The following is a 17,146-nucleotide window of genomic DNA, read 5'->3' as shown; positions in this document are numbered from 1 at the left end:
GCGCCCCCACACGACGGACAGGAGGCGCGGTGCCAGCTGGCACCGCGCCTCCCGTCCGTCAGGTGGTCGCGACTACTCCGCGTCGGCCGCCACGGCCTCCTTCGGCTGCCCCGTCGGGGTCAGCCCCCGCTCCTGCCGCCGCTTCGAGACCACCAGCGAGGCGATCGTGGCGACCGTGATGGTCAGCGCGATGAAGCTCAGCGAGAACCAGATCGGGATCTCCGGCGCCCACTCGATGTGCTCGCCGCCGTTGATGAACGGCAGCTCGTTGACGTGCATCGCGTGGAAGACGAGCTTCACGCCGATGAAGGCGAGGATGACCGCCAGGCCCTGCCCGAGGTAGATGAGGCGCTCGAGCAGCCCGGCGATGAGGAAGTAGAGCTGCCGGAGACCGAGGAGCGAGAACGCATTCGCGGTGAACACGATGAAGGCGTCCTGCGTCAGACCGAAGATCGCGGGGATCGAGTCGAGGGCGAACAGCACGTCGGTGAGGCCGATCGCCACCATGACGAGCAGCATCGGGGTGAACAGGCGCTTGCCGTCGATCTTCGCGGTGAGCTTGTCGCCGTGGTAGTCGTCGGTCGTCGGGATCACCTTGCGCAGCGTGCGGATGAGCTTCGAGTCACCCTCGGACTCGTCGTGCCCACCGCCTCGCGCCTGCGACCACGCGAGCCAGAAGAGCAGCGCACCGAACAGGTAGAACACCCACGAGAAGTTCTCGATGATCGTGACGCCGAGGGCGATGAACACACCACGGGCCACGAGGGCGATCGCGACACCGACCAGGAGGACCTTCTGCTGGTACTCCTTCGGCACCGCGAAGCTCGTCATGATGATGAGGAAGACGAACAGGTTGTCGACGGACAGCGCCTTCTCGGTGAGCCAGCCGGCGAAGTACTCGCCGCCGGCCTGCCCGCCGCCGAACACGAGGATGCCGACACCGAACAGGATCGCGAGCCCGACGTAGAACGCCGACCAGAACGCGGACTCCTTGATGTGCGGCACGTGCGGCGTGCGCACGTGGGAGTAGAAGTCGAACACCAGCAGGCCGAGGATGCCGGCGATGGTGAGCAACCAGACGAGGATGGGGACGTCCACGGGTTTCCCTTCAGGTCAGGGACGCGCGATCGGGCGCGTCGGAGCCTGAAGGTCTCCTCCGCCGATGGTCCGTCGTGCTGGACCGAGGGCCGGCGCCCCGGGTCCGGATCGTCCCGGACCGTACTGACGAGGTCGCCGAATTGGAGTACTCCCCTTCGTGGCTCCGATGCTACCGGGCACAGCGCACACCCGCCGCGCTCTAAGCTGGGAACATGGCGAGTTCCTGGTCCCTGTCCTCCCGGCTGCGCGGGCTCTTCCAGCGCAAGACCATCGACGAGACCACGTGGGACGACCTCGAGACCGCGTTGATCGGCGCCGACTTCGGCCCTGACATCTCCGAGGAGATCATCGAGGACCTGCACGCCCGCGTCGACCGCTACGGCACGACCGACCCCGCCGACCTGCAGCGCATGCTCCGCGAGGTCCTCGAGGAACGCCTCTCGAAGCTCGACACGACCCTCAAGCTGAGCAACCGACCGGCCGTCGTGCTCGTCGTCGGGGTGAACGGCGTCGGCAAGACCACCACGATCGGCAAGTTCGCCAAGTTCCTCAAGACCTACGACCGGTCGGTGGTCGTCGGCGCTGCGGACACCTTCCGTGCGGCTGCGGTCGAACAGGTCGCGACCTGGGCCGAGCGCGCGGGCGTGGACGTCGTCCGGCCGGCCCAGCCCGGGCAGGACCCGGCATCGGTCGCGTACCAGACGGTCGAGAAGGCAATGCGCGAGGGCACCGAGATCGTCGTGATCGACACCGCGGGCCGGTTGCACACCAAGGCCGGGCTCATGGACGAGCTGTCGAAGATCAAGCGCGTGGTCGAGAAGCAGACCGAGATCGCCGAGGTCCTGCTCGTCCTCGACGCCACGACCGGGCAGAACGGGCTCGCGCAGGCGCAGGCGTTCATCGAGGGCGCCGGGGTCACCGGGCTCGTCATCACGAAGCTCGACGGTTCGGCGAAGGCCGGCTTCGTGCTGAGCGTGCAGGAGAAGACCGGGATCCCGATCAAGCTCATCGGGCAGGGCGAGGGCATCAACGACCTGACGGGCTTCACGCCGCACGTGTTCGTGCAGAACCTGGTCGGCTGAGCGGGAGCCACCCCGCGAACGCGGTCATGTCGCGACGAGTAGCGTCTCCGTCGGCCCGGGCATCCGCTCGGTCTCGTTCCAGGGATTGGAGACCCCCATGCCCGCACTGCTGATCATCGCGATCATCGTCGGCCTCGTCCTGCTCTTCAGCGGCATCTTCGTCGGAGCCCTGAAGTTCCTGCTGTGGGTCGGGCTCGTCATCGTCATCCTCGCCATCATCGGGTGGCTGCTCAGGAGCATCCGCGGTCGCGCCTGACCCGACGCGACCCACTGACGGACGGGAAGCACGGTGCCAGCTGGCACCGTGCCTCCCGTCCGTCGTGTGGTGCGTCGCTTTCGCGAAAGCGACAGTGTGTGCCCGCGACTGCGCACGCGTCTGTCGCTTTCGCGGGCCGGGCGCTCGTCGCTTTCGCGGGAGCGACAGTGTGCGCCCGTCGGCACGCGGTGAGCTGTCGCTCTTCCAGCAGCACGGCGCGCGGCAGCACCGCGCGCGACAGCACCGCACGCGGCTGAGCAGCGCGCGGACCGCGCCGGCCGGCCGGTCAGACGGCCTGGCGGCCGGCCGGTGCCTCGAGCAGGTGCGACAGATGCTCCGGCACCCTGCCGCCACGCGCGACCGTGGCACGTGCCCACAGCCTCCCGGCGCGGTACGACGACCGCACGAGCGGCCCGGCGAGCACCCCGGCGAACCCGATGTCCTCGGCGATCTCACGCAGGTCGACGAACTCCTCCGGCTTCACCCAGCGCGCGACCGGCAGGTGCCGCGGCGACGGCCGGAGGTACTGCGTCAGCGTGATGATGTCCGTCCCGGCCTCGTACAGCTGCTCGAGCGCGTCGATCACCTCGTGCCGCTCCTCGCCCATGCCGAGGATGAGGTTCGACTTCGTGACGAGCCCCGCGTCGCGACCCTGCGTGATGACGTCGAGGGAGCGCTCGAACCGGAACGCCGGCCGGATGCGCTTGAAGATCCGGGGCACCGTCTCGACGTTGTGCGCGAAGACCTCGGGTCGGGCGTCGAACACCTGGCCGAGCTGGTCGGGGCGGCCGTTGAAGTCCGGCACGAGGATCTCGACGCCGGTGCCGGGGGAGTGCTCGTGGATCTGCCGGATCGTCTCGGCGTAGAGCCACGCGCCGCCGTCGTCGAGGTCGTCCCGAGCCACACCGGTGACGGTCGCGTACTTCAGGCCCATCGACACCACCGAGTCCGCCACCCGCCGAGGTTCCCCGCGGTCGAGCGGGTTCGGCTTGCCGGTGTCGATCTGGCAGAAGTCGCACCGCCGCGTGCACTGCGAACCGCCGATGAGGAACGTCGCCTCGCGGTCCTCCCAGCACTCGAAGATGTTCGGGCAACCGGCCTCCTGGCAGACCGTGTGCAGCTGCTTGTCCTTGACGAGGGCGGACAGGTCCCGGAACTCCGGACCCTGGGTCGCGCGGGTCTTGATCCACGCGGGCTTCGTCTCGATCGGCGTCTCGGCGTTGCGCGCCTCGACGCGCAGCATGCGGCGACCTTCGGGGGCGAGGGTCATGCGGGGACCTCCTGCAGGTGGGTGGTGCGGTCCGGACCGGCCTGGAGGCGCGGCTCGCCCCCGGCGGACCGGTCCGAGCTGGTGGGGCGGTCTGGTCCGTCGGCACGGCTCGGCCTGGTCGTCTGGCTGACGGCTGCGAGCCGGTTGCCGGTGTGCATCCCGCCGAACGCTGCCTGCACGACCGGCGCGACGAGCGCGGCGACCTCGTCCACGGTGACGTGGCGTCCCGCGGCACGGCTCAGCGTGGTGACGCCGGCATCGGCGATGCCGCACGGCACGATCGCGGCGTACGCGTCGAGGGTGTTGTCGCAGTTGATCGCGATGCCGTGGCTCGTCACACCCTCGGCGACGTGCAGGCCGATCGCCCCGACCTTGTCGTGGTTCGCGCGGTCCGGGCGTGGGACCCAGGCGCCGCTGCGCCCGTCGACCCGCTCGGCGGTGACCCCGACGTCGGCGGCGACGTCGATGATGACCTGCTCCAGGTCGCGGACCCACGCCACGACGTCGAGCGGCTGCGCCAACCGGACGATCGGGTAGGCGACGAGCTGCCCCGGTCCGTGCCACGTGATGCGTCCGCCGCGGTCGACCTCGACCACGGGGGAGCCGTCGCGGGGGAGGTCGGACGGCTGCGTGCGACGTCCGGCGGTGTACACGGACGGGTGCTCGCAAAGGACGAGCGCGCCGGGCGAACGGCCGGTGACGACGTCGGCGCGGAGGCGCTGCTGCAGTGCGAGGCCCTCGTCGTAGGCGAGGAGGCCCGGCACCCGGACGATCTCGAGTTCCGGCATGGTCGCCAGCGTACGTCAGTTTCTGGACGCCGTACAACAACCGACCGGGGCACGCGGCGGAGGCTGTCGGCGGCCGCCTTGTAGAATCGACGGATCATGGCGCAATTCGGTTCACTCTCCGACCGGCTGACCGAGACGTTCCGCAACCTGCGGAGCAAGGGTCGTCTGTCCCCGTCCGACGTCGACGGCACCGTCCGCGAGATCCGACGGGCGCTCCTCGACGCCGACGTCGCGCTCGAGGTCGTCAAGTCCTTCACCGCGGCGGTGCGCGAGCGCGCGCTGTCGGACGAGGTCAACAAGGCCCTCAACCCGGCGCAGCAGGTCGTCCAGATCGTCAACGAGGAGCTCGTGGGCATCCTCGGCGGACAGCAGCGCCGGCTCGAGTTCGCGAAGCGTCCGCCGACGGTGATCATGCTCGCCGGCCTCCAGGGCGCCGGCAAGACCACGCTCGCGGGCAAGCTCGGCAAGTGGCTCAAGAAGGACGGCCACACCCCGATGCTCGTCGCGGCCGACCTCCAGCGCCCGAACGCCGTGCAGCAGCTCCAGGTCGTGGGCGAGCAGGCCGGCGTGCACGTCTTCGCGCCGGAGCCCGGCAACGGCGTCGGAGACCCGGTGAAGGTCGCGAAGAACGCGATCAAGGCCGCGGTCGACCAGCAGTACGACACCGTCATCGTCGACACCGCCGGTCGCCTCGGTGTGGACGCCGAGCTGATGAAGCAGGCCGCGAACATCCGCAAGGCCGTCGACCCCGACGAGGTCCTGTTCGTCATCGACGCCATGATCGGTCAGGACGCCGTCGCCACGGCACGCGCCTTCCAGGAGGGCGTCGACTTCACGGGCGTCGTGCTGTCGAAGCTCGACGGTGACGCCCGCGGTGGTGCGGCGCTCTCGGTCGCCAGCGTCACCGGGCGCCCGATCATGTTCGCGTCGACGGGTGAGGGCCTCGACGACTTCGAGCCGTTCCACCCGGACCGCATGGCGAGCCGCATCCTCGACCTCGGTGACATCCTGTCCCTCATCGAGCAGGCGCAGCAGGCCTTCGACGAGGACGAGGCCCGCAAGGTCGCCGAGAAGATCGCCAGCGACTCGTTCACGCTGAACGACTTCCTCGAGCAGATGCAGCAGCTCCGCAAGGCCGGCTCCATCAAGGGCATGCTCGGCATGCTCCCGGGTGCGAAGGGCATGCGCGAGGCGCTCGACAACTTCGACGAGGGCGAGATCGTCCGCACCGAGGCGATCATCCAGTCGATGACGAAGCAGGAGCGCGAGCTCCCGAAGCTCCTCAACGGGTCGCGTCGTCTCCGCATCGCGAAGGGTTCCGGCACCACGGTGACCGAGGTCAACGCCCTCGTGAACCGCTTCGAGCAGGCCGCGAAGATGATGAAGACCGTCGCCCGTGGCGGCGTGCCGCAGATGCCCGGCATGGGACCGATCCCGGGCATGCACGGCGGCAAGAAGAAGCAGCAGCAGGGCGGCGCGAAGAAGAAGAAGGTCGGCAATCCGGCCAAGCGCGCGGCCCTCGCGTCGGGTGCCGCGGCGCAGCCCCAGCAGCAGGCGGCGAAGGGGTCCGGCTTCGGCTTCGGCGGTGCGAACGCCAAGAACCCGAAAGCCCCCACCGAGGAAGAGATGCAGTCGCTGCAGAAGTTCCTCGGTCGCTGACGCGACCGCCGACAGACGGGAGGCGCGGTGCCAGCTGGCACCGCGCCTCCCGTCCGTCCCGCGGTCAGCGCTTGGACTTCTTGAGGTAGGCCCGGAGGTCCGCGTAGGTGCCGTCGTCCTCGCCGAACAGCACCACGTTCCGTGCCGTCTCCAGCCATGACCGTGTCGACGGCCGGACCTCGGCCAACACGCCGAGCAGGTCGTCCATCCGGATCATCCGAGCCGTCCCGCTCGCGACACTGTCCATCAGGGCACGCTCGGCCGCGACCTCGCACACGTAGGCGATGTCAGCGCCCGAGAAGCCCTCGGTCCGCTGGGCGAGCACGCCCACGTCGACCCGCTCGAGCGGCCGATCACGCAGGTGGGTGCGGAAGACCGCCTCACGGGCTGGGGTGTCCGGTGGCAGCACCAGCACCGTGCGGTCGGGCCGTCCCGGACGTCGGAGTGCCGGTTCGACGTCCCACGGCTGGTTCGTCGCCGCGAGGACGAACACGCCCTCGTTGCCCCCGCTGATGCCGTCGAGTTCCGTGAGCAGCTGGTTGACCATCCCGCGCACGTGCGAGCTCCGGGTCTGGCTGCGCCGCTGGCCGAGCGCGTCCACCTCGTCGAAGAACACGACGCACGGAGCGGCCGCCCGCGCAGCCTCGAACACCGCCTGGATGTTGCGCTCGCTCGCACCGATGTAGGGGTCGAGGACGTCCGTGATGGCGACGCTGAGGAGCCGTGCGCCCAGTTCGCCCGCGACGGCGCGAGCGATGAACGTCTTGCCGCACCCGGGCGGCCCGTAGAGCAGGAGACCGCCGCGGAGACTCTTGCCGTAGAGCGAGCGCAGCTCCGAGTTCGCGAGCGGCGCCAGGAACGCCGCGTTCAGCCGCTGTTTGGCGAGCTCCATGCCGCCGACGTCGGCGAAACGGGTCCCCGGGTCCTCGACCGAGAACGCCGAGGACGGCACCGGTTCGTCGTGTTCGAGGTCGTAGACGAACGCCGGACCCACGAGGTGTTCGACCTCACGCTCGGCAGCTCGCCAGTCGAACGACGGGGTGTCGTCCGCCACCGTGGTCGGGCCGTCGGCCGTCGCGCCGGTCTCCGTCGAGCCTCCCGGTGATGGTTCTGCTGATGTCGATGCGGACACGCCTCGGAGCGTGGCCAGCATGAGGGCGCTCGCTCCTCCGTCCATCGGGTCGACGGCGAGCGCAGCCGCGGCCTCGGCGGTGGCCTCGGCGGTCCTGCCCGCGGCGAGGAGGACCTGCCCGAAGTGGACGCGGAGCGCGACGTCGTCCGGCGCGGACGCCACGGCCCGGCGGAGCGCATCGATCACGGGGTCGTTCGGTTCACGGTCCATGGGATTCCTCGGGGCTGGGGTCGGTTCTGGCTGACGGGTGCACGGTCCGGACTCAGTCCGGAGCTGGACGTCGGCGGCCCGGTGCGGGAGGCGCTGCCTGGTAGTGCAGCACGAACGACAACAGCGACGCGACGACGACGACGAGCGCGAACGCCGCGAGCGGAGGCCAGGGGGACGCGAAGGGCACGGCCGGCGCCAGCACCACGAGCGCCGCTGCGACGGCCAGCAGCGCCACGACGGTCCGGAGCAGCGGCGATCCTCGGAGCAGCCGTACCAGGGGCTCCCGGTTCCGTCGGACCGACCGGACGACGAGCACGACCCCGATGGCGACCAGCGCAGCCGCGACCGACCAGCTCGTGACCGCGATGGTCACGGTCGGACCCGGAGCGCCGAGCGGGACGCCGGCGAAGAACCCCGCGATGGCGCTCCCGCCGACGACGACGCGCAGCCGTTGCAGCGTTCCGAGGGCCGACCGACGCAGGCCCCGGGCGGCCGGGGCGTTGCCGGGACGCTCGTGCACGACCCCCCAGAAGCCCGCGGTCGACTCGGTCTCGCGTCCGAGGGCGAGCTGCGCGGCAGCTCGGTTCTGTCGGGCGTGGTCGTCCGTCGGGTTGCGTCCGCGGAAGTGTGCGAGTCCGCAGAGCTAACAGCGTCGTAAAGGTGGTGGTCGCTGCGCCACTGCGAACAAACCCGCCCTCACCTCAGGGAGCTTGCATACCAATGTCTACTACTAGTATGTTGATGTTGCACGCTACGAGGGGGTGAAGCAATGGAGCAGAAGCACGTGACTGAAGACGTTTTCGAGATCGAGGAGATCGACAACGTGACGCACCGGGTCGTCAACCGCACCTGACGTTCGGACCTCGGCGGGGAGGAGTGCGTTCGTGCTCTTCCCCGCCGTTGAGCACTGGAGTTTCCTATGAGGCGAATGTTGAGACCGGGCTGGTCCTACGAGCTCATGAGCGAGCGTGAGGTTTGCTTCTTCGACGAACACCGCGAGGTCATAGTCAGGGCGCGAGGGGCGTTAACTGATTTCCTTGATCGTTTGGAGTCCGGTGAGGAGCTACCTCGGACATCCGAGCGGCTCGGCCGAACGCTTACTGAACGATCCGTGTTGATCGAGATCGGGACTCCACAGATCGACCCTCGTCACAATCGCCGACAACTCGACTTTTTCCGTGCCTTCGCGCAGTATCCTGACCGCGCAATGCTGGCGCAAGAAAAACTTCACAGCAGTCGTATCGCGATCCTAGGTCTGGGTGGCACCGGTACTGAGTTCCTGCGCCTCATGGTGGCGGCGGGGGTTCATCACTTCTTGCTTGTCGATCATGATCGGGTTGAGCAATCAAATCTCAACAGGCAGACTATCTACACGCCCGACGATGTCGGCAAAGCGAAAGTCGCTGTCGCTCGTCGGTACGTAGAGGAACGTTGCACCTCGGCGCGCTGCGAGACTGAACACGCCACTGTGGATGCGGGCGAGCGCTTCGTGGAGCGACTCTGCTCGTACGCTCCGGACCTCGTTTTCATTGCGGTCGATGAGCCGCCAGAGACGATTGTTCGGGATCTTACGAGCGCCCTCAGCGAAGTCGACTTGCCGTTCCTTTCGGCCAGCGTCGGTATCAGGCGCGGGTTCGTGTTCGCTCCCAACTCAGGGCCCGGTCCCCACGTCTCGGTATGCGGGACGAGCGCATCGCTCGGAACCACCAATGCGATGGTGTCTGCGCGAGCATCGCATGTGGCGATCCAATTCCTGACCGGTCTCGAGATGCCATTCGAGCTTGTCGATGCCTGAGTGCCTTGCTCTTGTCCTTGATCGTCGCCCGGAATCGATCGGACACGCGACCGGGGATTGGGCAGGTATGCAGGTCAGTCGACTGTGGGCGGTCCCTCTGGTTGAAGCGGGGTCTGGCGGCGAGTGGCAATGGGTGGGGGCGGAGCGGATTGAGCGATTGGGGGAGCGCTCCTGGGAGATTGACCTCGCTCCTGAGCTCGTGCCGTCCGCGTCCGCGTTGATCGCGGAGTGGCGAACCACCGCCCAGTTGCGAGGCACAGCCGCATTCTCGTTCTTGACGTCGGCACGAGCAGTCGGAGACCGGACTGTCGTCCTCTCGACCAAGTCGCCTCTCGACGATCTCCGCCCGCACCTTGACGCGTTCGATCTCTGGTTCGGTCTCAGCGATGCCAGCCGCGCCGGGCGTGCACGTCATCGCGGTGCCGAAGCGGACCGGTACCCGTGGAGATCGCAGTTCATCGACGTCGTATCGACCGACAGGTTCGATCCCGGCTATCCGGGGGGATTTGTCGCAGCGGGTCTTCCGCATCACAAGGGGGACGACACGGTCCCCACGCTGACCCGGCTCCGCTTCGTCCTTTTGCCCTCCGTGCACAACGGGAGCCGGCGCACTCTCCGGGGAGGGCGATTGCGTCGTGCGCTCAATGTGCGAAGTTCACGCTCCGGAGGGTTCTTGGTCGATGATGAACCAGTGGTCGCCTTCGGGGACACGACTGAGCCCGTCATTGAACACACCGATTTCCACCCCAATACGGAAGTCGCTGGGAGTATTTGCGAAGTTCTCCCACCGGTTGGTGGAGAGCGTCCCTGGTCGCGTCGAGTGCGGTCCTTCACGGAGGCCGTGCGGCGACCTACGTCGGCCGACCTCCAGCTCGAGGTGGTCGTGCCCCTGAGCGGTGCCGCGTCTGGTTTGGTTCGCGCGTTGCTTGCTGTCCCGTGGGTGACACCCCAATCGACCGATTGGGAGAGTCTCCTTCGTGCGGCCGACGCGGGCAGCCTGAGCGCTTCCGCGCTCGAGCGGAGCGTCACGACCGAGCTTGGCGTCGGCTTCGTCGCGCGGTACGTCGCTGCGAGTGCAAACAACTTCGACTGGAGCCCAGTCGTTTCGAGTACGGGCATCGTGCCCTTGGAAGGAATCAAGACATGGTGAACGACGCCGAGCACAACGACGCTGTCAGCCGTGGACACCGCGTGCTCTCCGGAGCCACGGACTTCTTCAGTGGGGAGCTCTTCTGCGCGGCACTGCGCGCCGTCCTGCGTGACGACGCTGTCGCTCAGGTGGTCGAGCTCCCGGAAGCGGTGGGCGTGGCCTCGGTCCTCGACGACATGCAAAGCGACGTCGGATGGGAAGAGGAGGGTTGGACAATCGACGAAGACGGGGAGGTGGCGTTCGTTGATCCCTCCCGCTTCCGGGACCTCCCTCCCGCGAGACGCTTCTCGCTCTCGGACACGCTCCGGAAGCCACAGCGGGACGCCTTCGCCCTCCGTGGCCTCCTCGCTGCCCTCCACCAGCAGCCCGTCCTTGCTGCTATGGGCGTGATCGCCGGGGAGAGCATCGAGTTCCGGACCGCCGACATCGCGCGGTACCGACCGGGCCATTACCTGCGCCGTCACGACGACGTGTACGACGGGCGGTTGTTCGGGCTGGTCTTCTTCCTCCATGCTTCGTGGCCCGACGGTGCCGGGACTCGGTTGATCGCCGAGAAACCTGACGGACGATGCGGCGTCGTGGAACCTCGTCCCGGCACGGTTGCAGTGATGCGTCTGGCTGGGCATCACTTCCACCAGGTCGAAGCGAACCACTCGGGAGATTGGGACAGGTACTCGATCGCTGTGCATTTTGGTCGAGCGCGTGGGTGAGCGCAGCGCCTCACGGATTCTTGCGCTCGCCTGCGGGGAGACCGCTGCCGCTCTCGGCATGCAGATCGTCCTCTTCGTCGTCCCGCTCGCGGCCGTGGAGCTGTTCGACGCGAACACGTTCGAACTCGGGCTGCTGAACCTCGTCGATTCCGTAGCGGCCTTGTGCTTCGGGTTCGTGGTCGGAGGATTGATCGATGGTGTCGGAGGCGTTCGAGCGGTCTCGATGGCCGACGCTCTGCGGTTCATCTCCACGGCGTTGCTCGCGATCGGACTCGTCGTCGATCCGCACATGTGGATGCTCTACATCGCGATGCTCCTGGTCGGGGTCGGAGGGCTGATCCACGACGCTGGGGTCACAACCGCTGTGACGACGATCGAGCAACTCGACGGGAGGCGCCTGAACCGGGTCAATGCGGCACTCCGCGCAGGTTCCGTCGTGTCCGATCTCATCGGACCTGGTGTAGGCGGATTGCTCGTGCTGCTGGTGGGCTTCGGGGCGAGCGCGGCCGGCGGGTCACTGGCCTTCCTCGTTGCTGCAGCCGTGTGCTTCGGACTCCTCCGTCGTCAACGCGTTGCTCAGTCGAGCTCAGGTCAACGTACCCGGAACAGCGGCGGACTGGCTGGCACCGAGCGCACATCCGCGACGGCTGGATTGCGCTTCGTCTGGGATGACGACACCTTGCGCCCGCTGACGCTCTCATCGACGCAGTTCAACTTCTTCAGCGCAGGATTTCAAGCAGTGTTCCTCGTGTACTGCGTGAAAGTGCTCCACTTCGGCGCGGGAGAACTCGCGGTTGTCGGTATCGTCGCGGGCGCTGGAGCGCTCGCGGGCGCGGGTGCGGCCAGCCTGAGTATCGTTTCGCGTCACACGAGGAAGTTCTACGCAGCCTCCCTCTTCGTCCCCGGTCTGGCCGTCGTGGCGATGATCAACGCAGAGCAGATCCTGAACGGCTCGGCAGTTGTCGTCATCGCTCTCGCGCAAGCGGTGTTCTCCGCGTGCATGGTGATCTGTGTCGTACTGTTCAACACGGTGCGTCAGATGAGGAGTCCATCCGCCCTAGCAGGCCGCATCGCAGCTGCAGAACGCGTCCTTGCCTTGATGGGGGAGATCCCCGGTGCGTTGCTCGGCGGGTTGATCGGTCTGGTCATCACCTTGAATGTGCCGTTGTGGATCGCCGCCGTCGGCATGTCGCTGTCCGCCTGGTGGGTGTTCCGCATCCGGGACTGGGACGGTTCCCCGCGCACGGACAGCATACCGGGCATATCGAACGCGACGGTCAGCTGACCCGAGGGGGTCGGAGCGGCCCGCCGCCCAGCTCGCGAGACACCGTCGGCCTCGGCGGGGCGTCGGCGGGGCGTCGCGGCTTCGGCGATGTGTCTCGGCGACGGGACGGGTCGTCGCGGACCGGTGCCGCGCCTCCCGTCCGGTCGGGACCGTGTCGTCAGAGTGAGCTGGCGAGCTCGCCGACGAGGTGGCGGACGACCGCGCGGAGGTCCCCGCCGTTCTCCTGGGCGACCTTGAGCTGCCGCTGGTAGGACGCCCCTTGCTCGATCATCGTGTCGAGGTGGTGCAGCTCCTGCTGGCAGCCGAGTTGTTCCGCGATCGGGTCGAGGCGCTGCACGAGGTCGTGTACCTCGTCCGTCACGAGCCGTTCGTCGCCGGCGGCGTTCGTGATGATCTCCGCCTCCATGCCGTAGCGGGCGGCACGCCACTTGTTCTCGCGGATGAACCACGGCTGCATCGACGGCAGCACCTCGCCGCGGTCCAGCCGGTCGGACAGCGCGGCGACAAGACACTGGACGAAGGCGGTCACGGCGCCGACCTCGTGCAGCGTCGAGATGCCGTCGGAGACACGGTTCTCGAGCGTGCCCCACCCCGGCGACGGACGGATGTCCCACCGGAGGTCCTTGAAGCCGTCGATCACGCCGGTCCTCGTCAGGTCGTCGACGACGGTCTCGAAGCCGCTCCAGTCGTCGATGGCCGGGGGCAGCCCGCCGGTCGGCAGCTGCTGGAACATGAGCGCGCGGTTGGACGCGTAGCCGGTGTCGGTGCCGCCCCAGAACGGGCTCGACGCCGTGAACGCCTGCAGGTGCGGCACGTAGGCGAGCATCGCGTTCATGATCGGCACCGCCTTGTCGCGGTCATCGATGCCGACGTGGACGTGCACGCCCCAGATGAGCATCTGCCGGCCCCACCACCGCGTCCGGTCGATGAGGGTGGTGTAGTGCTCGCTGTCCGCCGTGATCTCCTGCTGGTCCCAGAGCGCGAACGGGTGCGTGCCCGAGCACATGACCTGGGCGTCGAGCGGCTCGGCGGCGTCGATGACCTCGCCGATGATGCCGGACAGCTCCGCGGTGGCACCGGCGACCGTCTCGTGGACACCCGTGACGACCTCGACCGTGTTCGTCAGCAGCTCCTCGGTCACCTTGTCCGGATCACCCAGCCGTTCCTGCACGGCTGAGATGACCGCAGGCGCGCGAGGAGTGAGATCGCCGGTGTCCCGGTCGACCAGCGGCAGTTCCCACTCGACACCGATGGTCGACGGGTGGGAATCTGTGAAGCGGATGTCCATGCGGCCATCCTGCCGGTCGGTTGTCGGACACGCACAAGGGAAGCGCTCCGCGATCGTGCACCCCGCTCGAACACATCGTTCCAGAACGGTACTACCGTGGGACACCTCACAGGGAAGAGGTACGCATGCAGTTGGTCGTGCGCGGTACGTCCGCACCACTCGTCGGGACACTCGACGTCCCCGTCTCGAAGTACCACGCGCACCGAGCACTGGTGCTGGCCTCGCTCGCGGAGGGCACGAGCGTCCTCTCCGGGATCAGCGCCACGCGGCAGGTGCAGTGGACCATCGGGGCGCTCCGCGCGCTCGGGGTCGACATCAAGCGCCGAGGTGACGCGTACCACGTGACCGGCCTCGGCGGCCGCTACCGGGCGACCGACGTCGTCGACCACGGATCGCGCGGCGCGGACGGCATCCTCAACATGGGCTCGTCCGGCACCACGCTCTACTTCATGACCGGGCTGGCATCCCTCGCGGACCAGCCGATGACGCTCTCCGGGATGAAGTACTTCCAGCGCCGTCCGATCAAGGCGCTCCTCACCTCGCTCACCCAGATGGGCATCCAGCTGCAGGCGACGAACGACTGCCCGCCCGTCACCGTGCAGCCCGGACGACCGCGCGGCGGTGACGTCTCCATCGCGGGGACGCTGTCGCAGTGGATCTCCGGCCTGCTGCTCGTCGCGCCCTTCGCCGAGCGGGAGACCCGCATCCACATCACGGGCGGCCGGCTCAACGAGCAGCCGTACGTCGAGCTGACCGTGCGGATGATGCGCGAGTTCGGCCTGACCGTCGAGGTGTCCGACGACTGGCTGGAGTACCGGATCCCCGCCGGGCAGCAGGCCACCCCGCACGACCTCGTCATCCCGCCGGACATCGGCTCGGCCGCGTTCGGCATCGCCGCGGCGGGCATCCGCGAGTCGGACGTCCTGCTGCGGGGGATGACGGCCACCACCACCGCCGAAACCGACCACCCGGAGGCCGAGTTCCTCGACCTGGCCGCCGCGATGGGCGTGCCGATGCGCATCGACGAGGAGACCGGCTTCGTCCGGATCGAGCACGACGGCTCCCCGCTGCGCGCCCTCGACATCGACTGCCAGCCGATCCCCGACCTGCTGCCGGTCCTGTCCACGATGGCGACGTTCGCCGAGGGCACGACCCGGCTCTGGAACGTCGCGCACATCCGCCTGAAGGAGTCCGACCGGGTCGCGGCGATGCTCCAGCTGAACCGCATGGGCGGCCGTGCCGAGCAGGGCTCCGACGAACTGCGCGTGACGGGGGTCCGGCCGGGCGAGCTGCACGGCGCCCCGATGTCGTCGTTCAACGACCACCGCGTGCTCATGTCGCTCGCCGTCGCCGCGTCGAAGGCGGACGGCGCCAGCTCCTTGACCTACCCGCGCGCGTACCGGATCTCCTACCCGACGTTCCTCGAGGCGATGAACGGTCTCGGCCTCGACATGGAGGTCGGTGACGTGCCGCGCGAGCTCGCAGCCGGGGACGGTCGTCACGACGGCGCGACCACGGCCTCCTCGCAGCAGAGCACGTCGAACGAGCGGACCGACCTCGGCGACGCGACGGAACCGACGGTGCAGCCGAGCAGCGGTGAACGAATCGACCGGACGGTGCCTGCGGACGACACGACGGCGCCCGGCCGGACGGCGCAGGCCGACCGCACGGTGCAGCCTGCCCCCGGCCCCGCCGGCGCTCCCGCGCTCGCCGGGGTCGACGCCGACCCGCTCGTCCTCAGCGAGCGCGTCCGCCGGCTCGCCGACGAGGACCCCGACGGACTGGCGGTCGTCGAGGTCGGCGGCGCGGTCCCGGCCGAGACCACGTGGCGACAGCTGCAGGACGAGGCGGACCGCGTCTCCGCCCTGCTGCTCGAACTCGGGGTGCGGCACGGCGAGTCCGTGGCGATGCAGTTGCCGAACTGGCGCGAGTTCGTCTCCATCACGCTCGGAGCGATCCAGATCGGCGCCGTCGCGACCCCGATCATGCCGGTGTTCGGGCCCCGGGAGACGACCATGACGCTCGCGCGGTCGAAGGCCCGCGTGGTGTTCCTGCCGAACGTGTTCCGCAAGCGGCGCCCGGCGCTCGAGCTGCTCGACGTGGTCGACGAGGCACGGGCGCAACGGCGCCGCCTCGCCGTGGAGCACGTCATCGTCCTCCGGTCCGAGGCGCGCGGACACGTCGACGTGCCGACGAACCAGCCGCCGCTGCCCGCCGACGCCGCCGAACGCGTGGCGGCGAGCGACTGGAACTGGCGCTACTTCGACACGGCCCTCGACTCGGTGGACGTCGACGTCGAGGAGATCCGGTCGCACGCGCCCGGGCCGGACGACGTGTGCCAGCTGCTCTTCACGTCGGGCACCACCGGCGAGCCGAAGGGCGTGCAGCACCCGCACCGCACGCTCGGCACGGCGACCGCCATGCACGTCGCGCAGTCCGGGCTGACGAAGGACGACCGCATCTACATCCCGTCGCCCCTCGCCCACCAGACCGGGTTCCTGTACGGCATGCTCCTCGCCTTCCGGCTCGGCGCGCCGCAGGTGATCCAGCCGGTGTGGGACGGCCGCGTCGCGCTCGAGCAGGCGTTCGGCGTCGCGAGGGCCACCTTCGTGCAGTGCGCGACGCCGTTCCTGACCGACCTGGTCGACCTCGTCGAGTCGGGTGCGCCCGCGCCGGAGAGCCTCCGGATCTTCGTCCCCACCGGGGCCGCCGTGCCCCGCGCCCTGGCACAGCGGGCGAGCAACGTCCTCGGCAGCGCGATCCTCGGGGCGTTCGGCACGAGCGAGACCTGCCTCGGTGCGCTGTCCAGCCCGTCCGACGACCCCGCCGACGCGTACGGGCACGACGGCCGGGCACTCCCGGGCATCCGCATCCGGATCGTCGACGACGAGGGCCACGAGCTGCCCGCCGGCACCGAGGGCAACTTCGAGCTGCACTCGCCGACGATGTTCGGCGGGTACCTCGACCGTCCCGACCTCACCGACGACGTGTTCACCGAGGACGGCTGGTACCGCACGGGCGACCTCGCGACCGTCGACGAGAAGGGCTTCCTGTCGATCACGGGCCGGGTCAAGGACGTCATCAACCGCGGCGGTGAGAAGATCCCCGTGGTGGAGATCGAGAACCTGCTGTACCAGCACCCGTCGGTCACGGACGTCGCCATCGTGGCGATGCCGGACGACCGGCTCGGGGAGCGCGCCTGCGCCTTCGTGGTGCCGGCGGCGGGGGAGCGCCTCGACTTCCCGTCGATGCAGCGGTACCTCGACACGGCGGGCGTGAGCAAGTACTACTGGCCGGAGCGGCTGGAGTACCTCGACGAGCTGCCGCGGAACGCGGTCGGCAAGGTGCAGAAGAACGTCCTGCGGGACCGGGCTGCGGCGCTCGTCGCGAACGGCGCGGCGACCACCACGAAGGAGAACTGAA

The 17,146-nt window shown here is 68.8% G+C and carries 13 protein-coding genes; 7 read left to right on the top strand and 6 right to left on the bottom strand.

The window, feature by feature from the left end; translation table 11 throughout:
* Positions 1-72: 72 nt before the first annotated feature.
* A complete protein-coding gene (locus Csp2054_RS12305; protein WP_096899603.1) occupies positions 73-1,098 on the bottom strand; it encodes a TerC family protein in 1,026 nt (341 codons plus the stop codon).
* Positions 1,099-1,310: 212 nt separating this feature from the next.
* Here Csp2054_RS12305 and ftsY point away from each other — a divergent pair, with 212 nt between their 5' ends.
* On the top strand, positions 1,311-2,180 hold the full coding sequence (ftsY, locus tag Csp2054_RS12300) for a signal recognition particle-docking protein FtsY (RefSeq protein WP_096899602.1): 870 nt from the start codon (positions 1,311-1,313) through the stop codon (positions 2,178-2,180).
* 97 nt (positions 2,181-2,277) lie between these two features.
* Complete coding sequence (locus Csp2054_RS17820; RefSeq protein WP_141399257.1) at positions 2,278-2,436, top strand: DUF4175 domain-containing protein; 159 nt, start codon at positions 2,278-2,280, stop codon at positions 2,434-2,436.
* 286 nt (positions 2,437-2,722) lie between these two features.
* On the opposite strand, the gene lipA is transcribed toward Csp2054_RS17820, so the two are convergent.
* Both lipA and lipB read right to left on the bottom strand, forming a co-directional pair.
* On the bottom strand, positions 2,723-3,706 hold the full coding sequence (lipA, locus tag Csp2054_RS12295; protein WP_096899601.1) for a lipoyl synthase: 984 nt from the start codon (positions 3,704-3,706) through the stop codon (positions 2,723-2,725).
* Positions 3,703-4,494: a lipoyl(octanoyl) transferase LipB gene (gene lipB, locus Csp2054_RS12290; RefSeq protein ID WP_096899600.1), complete on the bottom strand. Its 792-nt coding sequence runs from the start codon at positions 4,492-4,494 to the stop codon at positions 3,703-3,705. Before lipB ends, lipA begins: the two co-directional genes overlap by 4 nt.
* Before the next feature lie 96 nt (positions 4,495-4,590).
* Between lipB and ffh the strand changes: the two genes are divergently transcribed.
* Positions 4,591-6,153, top strand: a complete 1,563-nt coding sequence (gene ffh / locus Csp2054_RS12285; protein WP_096899599.1) for a signal recognition particle protein — start codon at positions 4,591-4,593, stop codon at positions 6,151-6,153.
* 64 nt (positions 6,154-6,217) lie between these two features.
* On the opposite strand, the gene Csp2054_RS12280 is transcribed toward ffh, so the two are convergent.
* Positions 6,218-7,495, bottom strand: a complete 1,278-nt coding sequence (locus Csp2054_RS12280) for an ATP-binding protein (protein WP_096899598.1) — start codon at positions 7,493-7,495, stop codon at positions 6,218-6,220.
* Between the two features lie 52 nt (positions 7,496-7,547).
* Positions 7,548-8,015: a hypothetical protein gene (locus Csp2054_RS12275; protein WP_096899597.1), complete on the bottom strand. Its 468-nt coding sequence runs from the start codon at positions 8,013-8,015 to the stop codon at positions 7,548-7,550.
* A gap of 591 nt (positions 8,016-8,606) precedes the next feature.
* Between Csp2054_RS12275 and Csp2054_RS12270 the strand changes: the two genes are divergently transcribed.
* The 3 genes from Csp2054_RS12270 (at position 8,607) to Csp2054_RS12255 (ending at position 12,435) form a co-directional block, all read left to right on the top strand.
* On the top strand, positions 8,607-9,290 hold the full coding sequence (locus Csp2054_RS12270; protein WP_176491684.1) for a ThiF family adenylyltransferase: 684 nt from the start codon (positions 8,607-8,609) through the stop codon (positions 9,288-9,290).
* A 1,143-nt stretch (positions 9,291-10,433) separates the two neighbouring features.
* Positions 10,434-11,150, top strand: a complete 717-nt coding sequence (locus Csp2054_RS12260) for a 2OG-Fe(II) oxygenase (protein WP_096899594.1) — start codon at positions 10,434-10,436, stop codon at positions 11,148-11,150.
* Positions 11,143-12,435 carry an MFS transporter gene (locus Csp2054_RS12255; RefSeq protein WP_096899593.1) on the top strand — a complete coding sequence of 431 codons (1,293 nt, stop codon included), beginning with the start codon at positions 11,143-11,145 and terminating at the stop codon, positions 12,433-12,435. The genes Csp2054_RS12260 and Csp2054_RS12255 overlap by 8 nt, the downstream gene beginning before the upstream one ends.
* Positions 12,436-12,592: 157 nt before the next feature.
* Here the strand turns inward: Csp2054_RS12255 and Csp2054_RS12250 are convergent, their stop codons facing one another.
* Positions 12,593-13,723 (bottom strand): glutamate--cysteine ligase, encoded by a 1,131-nt coding sequence (locus Csp2054_RS12250; RefSeq protein WP_096899592.1) that lies wholly within the window; start codon positions 13,721-13,723, stop codon positions 12,593-12,595.
* A 125-nt stretch (positions 13,724-13,848) separates the two neighbouring features.
* Here Csp2054_RS12250 and aroA point away from each other — a divergent pair, with 125 nt between their 5' ends.
* On the top strand, positions 13,849-17,145 hold the full coding sequence (aroA, locus tag Csp2054_RS12245) for a 3-phosphoshikimate 1-carboxyvinyltransferase (RefSeq protein ID WP_096899591.1): 3,297 nt from the start codon (positions 13,849-13,851) through the stop codon (positions 17,143-17,145).
* The last annotated feature ends 1 nt before the right edge of the window (position 17,146 follow it).

The sequence above is a fragment of the Curtobacterium sp. 'Ferrero' genome, from assembly GCF_002412165.1.
Taxonomy (GTDB): Bacteria; Actinomycetota; Actinomycetes; order Actinomycetales; family Microbacteriaceae; genus Curtobacterium.
This window is presented reverse-complemented; position numbering and strand designations above follow the sequence as displayed.

Excerpts from the sequence above, each read along its gene's own strand:
- Csp2054_RS17820 (WP_141399257.1), top strand. The coding sequence starts at position 2,278 with ATGCCCGCACTGCTGATCATCGCGATCATCGTCGGCCTCGTCCTGCTC.
- lipB (WP_096899600.1), bottom strand. The coding sequence starts at position 4,494 with ATGCCGGAACTCGAGATCGTCCGGGTGCCGGGCCTCCTCGCCTACGAC.
- Csp2054_RS12260 (WP_096899594.1), top strand. The coding sequence starts at position 10,434 with ATGGTGAACGACGCCGAGCACAACGACGCTGTCAGCCGTGGACACCGC.
- ffh (WP_096899599.1), top strand. The coding sequence starts at position 4,591 with ATGGCGCAATTCGGTTCACTCTCCGACCGGCTGACCGAGACGTTCCGC.
- Csp2054_RS12280 (WP_096899598.1), bottom strand. The coding sequence starts at position 7,495 with ATGGACCGTGAACCGAACGACCCCGTGATCGATGCGCTCCGCCGGGCC.
- lipA (WP_096899601.1), bottom strand. The coding sequence starts at position 3,706 with ATGACCCTCGCCCCCGAAGGTCGCCGCATGCTGCGCGTCGAGGCGCGC.
- ftsY (WP_096899602.1), top strand. The coding sequence starts at position 1,311 with ATGGCGAGTTCCTGGTCCCTGTCCTCCCGGCTGCGCGGGCTCTTCCAG.
- aroA (WP_096899591.1), top strand. The coding sequence starts at position 13,849 with ATGCAGTTGGTCGTGCGCGGTACGTCCGCACCACTCGTCGGGACACTC.
- Csp2054_RS12250 (WP_096899592.1), bottom strand. The coding sequence starts at position 13,723 with ATGGACATCCGCTTCACAGATTCCCACCCGTCGACCATCGGTGTCGAG.